7 protein-coding genes are annotated in these 9403 nt (G+C 34.0%); all 7 read left to right on the forward strand.

The features are described from left to right. Positions 1-125: 125 nt before the first annotated feature. Positions 126-593, forward strand: coding sequence for a transposase (locus BMX24_RS18490; RefSeq protein ID WP_089795434.1), 468 nt, complete (start codon positions 126-128; stop codon positions 591-593). Positions 594-611: 18 nt separating this feature from the next. After that, entirely contained in the window at positions 612-965 is a 354-nt protein-coding gene (locus tag BMX24_RS18495; RefSeq protein WP_089795435.1) for a transposase, read from the forward strand. A 1144-nt stretch (positions 966-2109) separates the two neighbouring features. Next, entirely contained in the window at positions 2110-3477 is a 1368-nt protein-coding gene (locus BMX24_RS18500; RefSeq protein WP_170835750.1) for a tetratricopeptide repeat protein, read from the forward strand. Between the two features lie 916 nt (positions 3478-4393). Then, positions 4394-5731, forward strand: a complete 1338-nt coding sequence (locus BMX24_RS18505; RefSeq protein ID WP_170835751.1) for a tetratricopeptide repeat protein — start codon at positions 4394-4396, stop codon at positions 5729-5731. A gap of 503 nt (positions 5732-6234) precedes the next feature. Next, positions 6235-7002: a hypothetical protein gene (locus tag BMX24_RS18510; RefSeq protein WP_089795441.1), complete on the forward strand. Its 768-nt coding sequence runs from the start codon at positions 6235-6237 to the stop codon at positions 7000-7002. 442 nt (positions 7003-7444) lie between these two features. Then, a complete protein-coding gene (locus tag BMX24_RS18515) occupies positions 7445-7669 on the forward strand; it encodes a hypothetical protein (RefSeq protein WP_089795443.1) in 225 nt (74 codons plus the stop codon). A 32-nt stretch (positions 7670-7701) separates the two neighbouring features. Then, positions 7702-9403 (forward strand): hypothetical protein (locus BMX24_RS18520; RefSeq protein WP_089795444.1); only part of this gene is annotated, 1702 nt, incomplete at its 3' end.

The raw sequence follows: 9403 nt of genomic DNA on the forward strand, positions 1-9403 counted from the left end.
CTTAAAAAAACACCTTGTCATTAACACCTATTAACACCACAAAATTTTCAAATACAGGTTAACATCCATTAGATTTGTTAAACAATCTAGCGAAAGTATAATCCTAACTTCAAAATAAATCCATTATGAAATCTTTTAAAAACATACATGCAGGAGCTTTAGTAAAGCTGAGATTTTTAGAATCTGAAATGGAGATTTCCAGAGTAAGTAATTTTTTTAATTGTTCAGAAGAAGAAATTGAAAAAATGTTTGAATCAAAAAGTCTGGATACGGAAATTTTATTGAAATGGAGCAAATTATTAGAATATGATTTTTTCAGAATTTACTCACAGCATTTAATATTATTCTCACCTCCAAGCAATGCCTACAGCAGCAATAAGGAGAAAAAGAGCAATATGCCTCAGTTTAGAAAAAATATCTATACAAAAGAAGTTATAGATTTCGTCACAGAGCTTATTACTTCCGGAGAAAAAAACATCAATCAGGTGGTGGAGAAATACGGAATTCCTAAAACTACACTACACAGATGGATTGTAAAATACAGAAACCATGGAAAAAGAATTCACAAAGAATACCAACCAACCAATGTCTAACCACAAAAATACAACATCATGGAACGTAGCCAACCCAATTACAGACTTATCTATCACGATATCATCAGTATCAAATGTCCCGGTAAGAAGGAGGAGTGCAGCCCTATCCTGAATAAAAAAGAGATCTCGATACTGGACGTTATCAAACTTAATATGATCATTTTCGGAATCAACGATAAAGAGACCCAGATCTTCAACCAGAAACACCGATCGTACGACGAAAGTACAATTTTGGAAATACTTGATTATCAAGCAAAAAACAATTTAAACAACACCCAGCTTGCCAATCATTTCAAGCTCAGTAGAAATACCGTGGCAAAATGGAAAAAACACTTTAAGAATAAGCATTTGCATCCTGTTAAGGCTAATTAATGGCATAAAAAAACACATCAATATAAAGTTAATATAGGACTAAGAGATCATTGGTTTTACGAATATGTATCATGATTTTTATTCAGTATATTTTGGAGTATAGAAGTTTTTGTTCCCAACAGTATTGCAGTTAGAGCCCATAATATCCCAATGATCTCCTATTTAGTTTAAAATAGCCTTACCGAATGTAGATGCTTTTAAAAATAAATGTAACCAAAATCATGCAGTATATTATATTTAAGTGGAAGTAGGATTGCAAAATAGCCGATTGCAGAGTCATCCCAGTCTAAGATTGGCTATTTGCACCCTATTAAAAAAAACATCAATTCATGAGTTTTTTTTATAGTGGGAAGAATAGGAATTGTAAACTTCATCCAGTATTCAATTATGTTGTTTACTTTCCTATTCTCTTAAAAAAAATGGAAAGAGTTTTCTCATATTATTAAAAAGTGTGTGTACAGGATCTGCAAACGTTCAGATGAGCAATCCCTTTTCAAGAATGTTTGCAGCCTGTTTTATTAAAGAAACCAAATCATTTCATATAATCTTCATAGTATTAAGTAAAAGTGGATAGGAGATGCAAATACTCCTGATTCCCTAAGGTCGGGAGATTTGCATCCTATTTTTTTTAAAACGTAAATCACATTTTTCATTCATATTAATTTTTGTACAAGGCAATAGTATTTCGCAAGAGTTGATTAGCTCTTCATGTTTGTAATAGTTAAGATATTGCCTTCTAAAGTTTCTGCATTTTGTGGAAACTTTAGTATTTCATTGCTGTTGCTTAAACAATTGCAAAAAAGCATTAAGCGTATTCATTTAAAGAAAATGAACTGTTTTTAAAATATTATTAAATAAAAACTATGCTTTGCTATCAAACTTTATATAAAACTCAACAAGCCAATAAAAAAGATAGGTTAAAAAAGTAATACCCACCTAAAAACAAACCACATAATCGACTGATTTAAAATACATTAAACACCAAATCAAAGGCAATTTGTATTAAGAATAATTCCATAATGGCTATTCTGCTCTATTTAAAATCACATAATAATATTTATATGATTTAATTTTGTGGGTTAAAACATAAATTATGTTCCTAAATTGTTATTTCAAAAAAACTTTTTATGCACTATTATTATTTTTGAGTATTTTTTCCCATGCACAGACGTATACTGTTGATGAACTGGACAGCCTGACAGAAAAATACAGAATCGAAGGAGATATCAAAAAAAGTATCGCTCTGAATGAACAAGCCATCCTGCAGTACGAGAAAAAACGCAATACAGAAGGCGCTATCGGAGCCCACATTAATCTGGGAGGTCTGCTATGGTATCTTCACAGGTACAAAGAAAGCCTGAAACATCTGGAAAATGCCGAAAATCAACTGGCTAAAACGAAAAATCCTTTCCTTATTGCAAAACTTCATGGGGAATATGGGAGAAATTATGCTTCTTTAGGACTTATCAGCCAGTCTACGGATAATCTTAATAAATCTATTTCTTACGCCAAAAAAATTAAGAATAAAAAACAGAGAGAAAAGCTGCTCTATTTTTATTATACCTGGAAACTTCAGAATTTTGAAGAACTCAGTATCGTAGATTCGGTAAACAGTGTGTACAACAAACGAATGGAGCTTAGCGCCCAACCGTTGACATTTGTACATATCGCCGAAAAACTCCTGAAAAACAAAGAATTAGACTCCGCAGAAAGCTATTTAAACAAAGCCATGAATATCTCCGGAGATTACAGTCTTTACCAGAAATCCATGACATTGCTGGCTTTCGGAAAACTTTATACAGAAAAAAAAGACTACGAAAAAGCCCTGGAATATTACTTCGGGTCACTGGCTATTTCCCAGAAACTTTCCAGAAAAAGTGATATTACCAATGCTTATAAAGTTATCTCAGAAACCTACAAATTCATGAATGATGATGTCAAAAAGAATGAATATCTTGAAAAATATTCAGATTCTAAAGACAGCATCGACGAATCTGAAAGAGAAGCCCTGAGAATTCCGGTGGATAAGATCATTAATTCTGAAACAAAAAAAGAAAGAAAAGAAAGAGTCCGGTCTTATATTATTATCGGCGTGATTCTTTTTCTTTCGGTGATTGTACTGGTGATCCTTACACGAAGATATGTGAAAAAGCAAAAAGAAACCGAAGAAATCATCATCGAAACCCTGAACGAAACGGATGAGCTGAAAAGTAAACTCAACACCGCATTCGAAGAATTGTCTAAACTTGCGAGTACCAATGATCCTTTTTTCCTGACGCGCTTCAAGGAAGTTTATCCCGAATTTTATGAAAGGCTTACCACGACTTACCCAAATCTTACCGCGAATGATATTAGGTTTGCCGCTTTTTTAAGGTTAAATCTTTCAACAAAAACCATCGCACAGTATAAAAATATTTCGATCCGAACGATTGAATCAAGAAAGTACAGATTAAGAAAAAAACTCAGCCTTCCTTCTGATGTTGATCTTAATAAATGGATGATGGAATTCTGATTTTTCCGTCTTCAAAAAAAATAATTTTCAAATCCTTTAAAAATTTTTTTAGAGGATTTTTTTTGTTTTTTATTAATAACTCTACATTTTACCTTTTTTAATCATACTTCAATTGCACTGCAAATCAATTTACAAAATAATGAAATTCAATACATTACAATATCAGCGTAGTATTGCAGTAATGGATTTCTCCAAAATACGTTCTACATTTGCCTCATCATTCTCAAGTTAGTTATTAAAACACAAATTTGTTCCTGAATAAGGATTTTCTAAATAGTGAGCGCTGAAGCCGCTAGCCAACCGCTCACTATTTTTCTAACAAAGAGATGTGAAAGAAATTCAAATTTTTAAGACATAATAAGGTTATTTTAAGCTTTTAATTATTTAATAATTTACAAATTAATTAGAGTGAAGTGGAAGTAGGAATGCAAATATTGTAATGTAAAGACTCATCCCGTTTTATGTTATGTATTTGCTTCCTCTTTTTTAAAATTTGAAAAAAACGTTCATTATAAGGGTAGAGGTAGTGGTCACACTATAAATTGTACCACTACTTCTTTTTTTTAAAATAAAATACTTGTCGTTTTGACAAAATCATATTTGATCCGATTAGTTTTTAATTTACTTACAGGTTGGTTTTTTGAAGTTTGTGAGATGGTAAGTAAATTCCAAAGCAGGCAGGTAAACACTTTTGCCAGAGATTCATCCCACTCTGCCCCGAATGTTTACGGCCTGCTTTTTTCATTATTGTTGTACAAAAAATCGTTCTATTTCGGAGCGATTTTTTTAATTTAAAAATATATTAATTGTTATTTTTGTTATATAAAACCACATCATGAACTCAAAATATTACTATAGAATCGTATTTTCTATATTATTTTTTTGTTGTCTTCAGTTTCGGGCACAAAATTATTCTATGGAAGAGCTCGACAGTGTTGCAGATCTCCACCGAGGCAAAGGAGAGCATCAAAAACTCATTGATCTCTGCCTGACATTGGCCGAACAGTATAAGAAATCCAAGAGTACCGAATCTGAGATCAATACTTATATCATCATCGCCAATGAGCTCGCCCACCTGAACAGATACAAAGAAAGCCTCACCTATCTGAATAAAGCAGAAAAAAATATTTCCATTATCAAAAATCCAGAAATCAGATCAAAATTGTATGGCGGATACGGCAGGAATTATTATTCGCTGGGATTGTATGAGCAGGCTAATAATTTCTTCGACAAATCCCTCAAATATGCACGGCAGATTTCCAATAAAAAAACAAAAACAAGAAGACTTTACGTGGGTCATGTATGGAAACTGACGGTTTTTGCTAAAATGGGATTGACGGATTCCGTAAAAAGCATGGAAAGAAAATGCATGAAACTCGATCCGGAACCGCTTTTATACACCAATATTGCCATAAGATTTCTAAAAAACAAACAACATCTGGATTCTGCAGAATATTATCTTAACAAAGCCATTTCCATATCCGGAACCTATCCTGTCTATCAAAAAGCAATGGCTTTAAAAAACTTCGGAAAGCTGTACACCGAAAAAAAAGAATACGGAAAGGCCTTGCAATACTATTTCAACTTCCTATCAATCGTTGAAAAAAGCAACCGGAAAATAGACAGACGGGAAGCTTATAAACTTATTTCTGAAACCTATAAACTCATGCATGAAGAGGATAAGGCGAATGAATATTTAGTAAAATTCAGCCTTATTAATGATACGATAAATGAGGAAGAAAAAACAGCTTTAAAAATGCCCATTAAAAGGATCATCCGGGAAAAAGACGCTCATGAACGCGAGGAAAAAAACAAACTCTATATCGTAATTTCTATCATAGTTCTTCTTTCTGTTTTATTATTTTTCTATTTGCGAAAAGCCTATCTCAAAAAACAAAAGCAAAAAGATGAGGTCATCACCGAAAAACTTCAGGAAACCCATCAGCTGAAAAAACAAATCAACCCTTCCTTCAAAGAAGTGATCCAGCTTGCAAAAAACGGAGATCAGCGTTTCTTAGCCCGGTTTAAAGAAGTCTATCATGATTTTTATGATACCCTTACATCGCGATACCCTACCCTTACTACCGGCGATATAAAAATCTGTGCATTGCTCAAACTAAACTTTACCACCAAAGAAATTTCCGAGATTGAAATCATATCAATTCGAACCGTTGAAAATAAAAAATACAGGATCCGGAAAAAACTGGAACTTCCTTCAGAGGTCGATCTCAGCAAATGGATGATGGAACTCTAGCTTTTATCAAAAAAAGATCTGTAAAATATACAGGTCTTTTTTTGTGACTTTTACATTAAAATTAAACCAATCTTTCACTGTAATTTTCATTCCTACAATTACAAAAACAGAGTAACTGAAGAGTAATAAGAGTTTGGATTTCCCGAAATACATTTACAATCGAAAAGCTGACTAAACAACTGTACATATCAGGTACAAACAGCTGACATCTCATGATCGGATTTGAAGATTCTAAATACTCATTAAGGAAAAAATAAAAACATAAAAAAAAAATTTATGCTTTTATTTTATTTATAGGTTAAAAAATAGGTCACCTTTCTAAAATCAGAACTTTAATATTAATGGTATTTTCTTCTCTAAAGACCTTTATCTCTCTTCGTTATAACCTAATTATCTTACCTGCATAACAGATGTTAAAAATTAACTTAAACTATTAAAAACAAATTTAATATCCAATATAATATAATTATTATCTTTATATATTCAATTTAAAAAACAAAAAAATGGAAAAATTTAAAACTTATTCTTTATCACTATGTTCAGTAATTTTAATGACTTTTTTTACGACCTTTTACGCACAGGTAGGAATTAATACTTCTTCGCCATATTCCTCAGCAATTTTAGAGCTTTCTTCTTCAAACAAAGCCTTATTGTTGACGAGGGTTTCTTTACTAAACACGCTAGATAATACAACTGTTCCAAATCCTATTGCCGGAATGATTATATTAAATACTTCCAATGCAGGAACAGGGGGTACAGCTGTTACGGCTAATACACTATACCAATGGATTGGAACTGAATGGGCCGCACTCGTAAACAACAAATCATTACCAAGCTTTAATATTCCGACGCAAATCCTAAGTATCAATGTACCGGGTACACAAAATATTGGTAGTGGAAGTAGTACTGGAGTTGTACAACTTACAGTAGAAAACAGAGATATTTATAATGCATGGAACAGCAATATATTTACTGTACCTATAACAGCAACCTATATTGTAAATTACCAATCTTCCCACTTCCATACCCCAGAAGCAAACGTTTGGTATGTTATATTATCTTTTGAGAAAAGTGTTGATGGAGGAGCTAATTGGACACAGCTTATAAATGACACAAGAAGTGGCTTGCAAGGAGTAGATGGGGGTAACTCCAATATTCTTTTCTGGACAGGTAATTTAAACGCAAATGATTTACTCAGAGTTAGGTTTGCAACAAGCGCATCAACACCAAATATTGTTTCAAATGGTGGAATCGCAATAACAAAGTTATAATATACTAATATTTTTAAAAGGAAGAAGGTTGTGAAAGGTATCGGCACCTCCTAATACATTCGATTTATTATATCATACAGACAAGGTTTCCTTTCCAAGAAAGTTCCATCTGATGTTGACCTCTAGCTTTTTAGCCAAACTTAATAAAAGACCTGTAAATGTACAGGTCTTTTATTATGCTTTTTAGATTAAAATTAAACAAGTTTTTCTACTGCAATTTTACTTCATCTCTACTTAATTTCATTAAAATACAATTGAAAATCAAATAATTACAAAAACAGAGTAACTGAAGAGTAATAAGGGTTTGGATTTCCCGAAATAAATTTGCAACAGAAAATCTGATCATCCAACCGGATAAAATCAGGCACAGTCGGTTGACATTTTTGGTCGGATTTTTAAGATTCTAAAATACACACAAGACACACAAAACAGTAAACAAGAAATGAAAAAAACCATAATATTCCCAATTCTATTGGCCAACTTGTTTTTCGGACAAGTGGGAATAGGAACAGCCCACCCAAGAGGAGCTTTAGACATCAACAAAGGTGACGGAAGCAATACATCAGGCTTGGTACTTCCGGCTAACTCAGATGTGAATAATATTCTTAACCCGCAAATACAGTATCAGAATTCTGTATCGGGGATGCATTATAAAATAAATATATAAACACTTTAAGGAAAAAATTTAAAACAAAGACAATGAAAAAAGATGTAATTACTTTATCAGCACTTTTGCTTTCTACCCTTGCCTTTTCGCAGGTGGGAATCAATACGCCTGATCCCAGGGCCAGTTTAGACATCACAGCAAAAAATGCAACTGGTACCACAAGAACGGCAGAAGGACTGCTTATTCCCAGAGTTGACCGACAGAGAGCACAATCTATGACAGGAGTAGAAACTTCTACATTGATCTATGTAAACAATATTGCTACCGGAACTGCTACCGGAATTGCAGCCAATATTAATACTGTCGGCTATTACTATTATGATGGTACCAGATGGATGAAGCTTAAAGAAGACACCAGTCTTTATAATGTTAACGGAGCTCTTACCAATAACCGTACAATAGCTCAAGGGACAAACACATTGGCTTTTACAAGTACAGCCACAACAGGAACTGATCATTTTTCGGTAGATGGTAATACATTTTCCATAGATGCAGCAAACAACAGAGTGGGCCTTGGAACCAGCACTCCTAAAAACAGACTGGATTTAGGCTCAGATGCACCTGTAGATGTCACTGCTGTAGAAGGAAAAAAACTTGCTATCTACAATAATGCTACGGGAAATTCCTTTTATGGTTTCGGAATTAGTTCCAATACTTTACAAATTCATACTGCTTCAGCTCCGGATGGAGCTCCATCGATGGTACTTACAAGAGCGGGTAATGTTGGAATTGGAAATACCGAGCCTTCTCAAAAATTAACAGTTGTAGATGGAGTCAACAGCAATCAATATCAAGGTATTGCTTCTTTTTTAGCCAATAATCTTACACAAGGTGTCGGGATTGGATGGGGCGGAATCCAGTCTATAGGAACGCTGGATAATGTTAATCTGAATCTTAATGGAAAAGGTACAGGAAATATTCTACTGGCGACAAGAGATACTGGAAATGTCGGTGTTGGAGTCATAAATCCTAAAGCCAAAATTGATGTAATAGGTACATTAGGTATTAGAAGTGGAGAAACTTCTGGAAGTTGGGATAACTTGTGGCTCAATGTAACTGCAGGTACCGCTTCTGTAAATGCTTCTGGTGCACAAAGTGGTTTAAGGTTCAATGTTGGAAATAATGCTACAGGTACTTATGGTGATGAACAAACTTTAACGACTGTAGCCACAATGATGCCTAATGGGAATATGGGAATTGGGACAAATGCTCCATCAACCAAGCTACACATCAATTCAGCTACCAATGGCGCGGTAAGAATTGCAGACGGTACACAAGGAAATAATAAAGTATTAACATCAGATGCTAATGGAGTAGCAACATGGAGGGATCTTCCTGCAACGACGGATACAAGCATTTATGCAAACAACGGAACTCTTACAGGAAACCGTACTGTTTCACAAGCTGCAAACAGTTTGGCTTTTACAAGTACAGCAACAACAGGAGCAAACCATTTTTCGATAGACGGAACTACATTTTCTGTCAACGCTGTTAATGACAGAGTGGGAATTGGAACAAATGCCCCATCTACCAAGCTACACATCAATTCAGCTACCAATGGCGCGGTAAGAATTGCAGACGGTACACAAGGAAATAATAAAGTATTAACATCAGATGCTAATGGAGTAGCAACATGGAGGGATCTTCCTGCAACGACGGATACAAGCATCTATGCAAACAACGGAACTCTTACAGGAAACCGTACTGTTTCACAAGCTGCAAACAGTTTGGCTT

Source organism: Chryseobacterium wanjuense (genome assembly GCF_900111495.1).
Lineage (GTDB): Bacteria > Bacteroidota > Bacteroidia > Flavobacteriales > Weeksellaceae > Chryseobacterium > Chryseobacterium wanjuense.

Bases quoted from the DNA above. Each gene is read 5' to 3' on its own strand.
- BMX24_RS18490 (WP_089795434.1), top strand. From the start codon at position 126: ATGAAATCTTTTAAAAACATACATGCAGGAGCTTTAGTAAAGCTGAGA.
- BMX24_RS18495 (WP_089795435.1), top strand. From the start codon at position 612: ATGGAACGTAGCCAACCCAATTACAGACTTATCTATCACGATATCATC.
- BMX24_RS18505 (WP_170835751.1), top strand. From the start codon at position 4,394: ATGGAAGAGCTCGACAGTGTTGCAGATCTCCACCGAGGCAAAGGAGAG.
- BMX24_RS18510 (WP_089795441.1), top strand. From the start codon at position 6,235: ATGGAAAAATTTAAAACTTATTCTTTATCACTATGTTCAGTAATTTTA.
- BMX24_RS18515 (WP_089795443.1), top strand. From the start codon at position 7,445: ATGAAAAAAACCATAATATTCCCAATTCTATTGGCCAACTTGTTTTTC.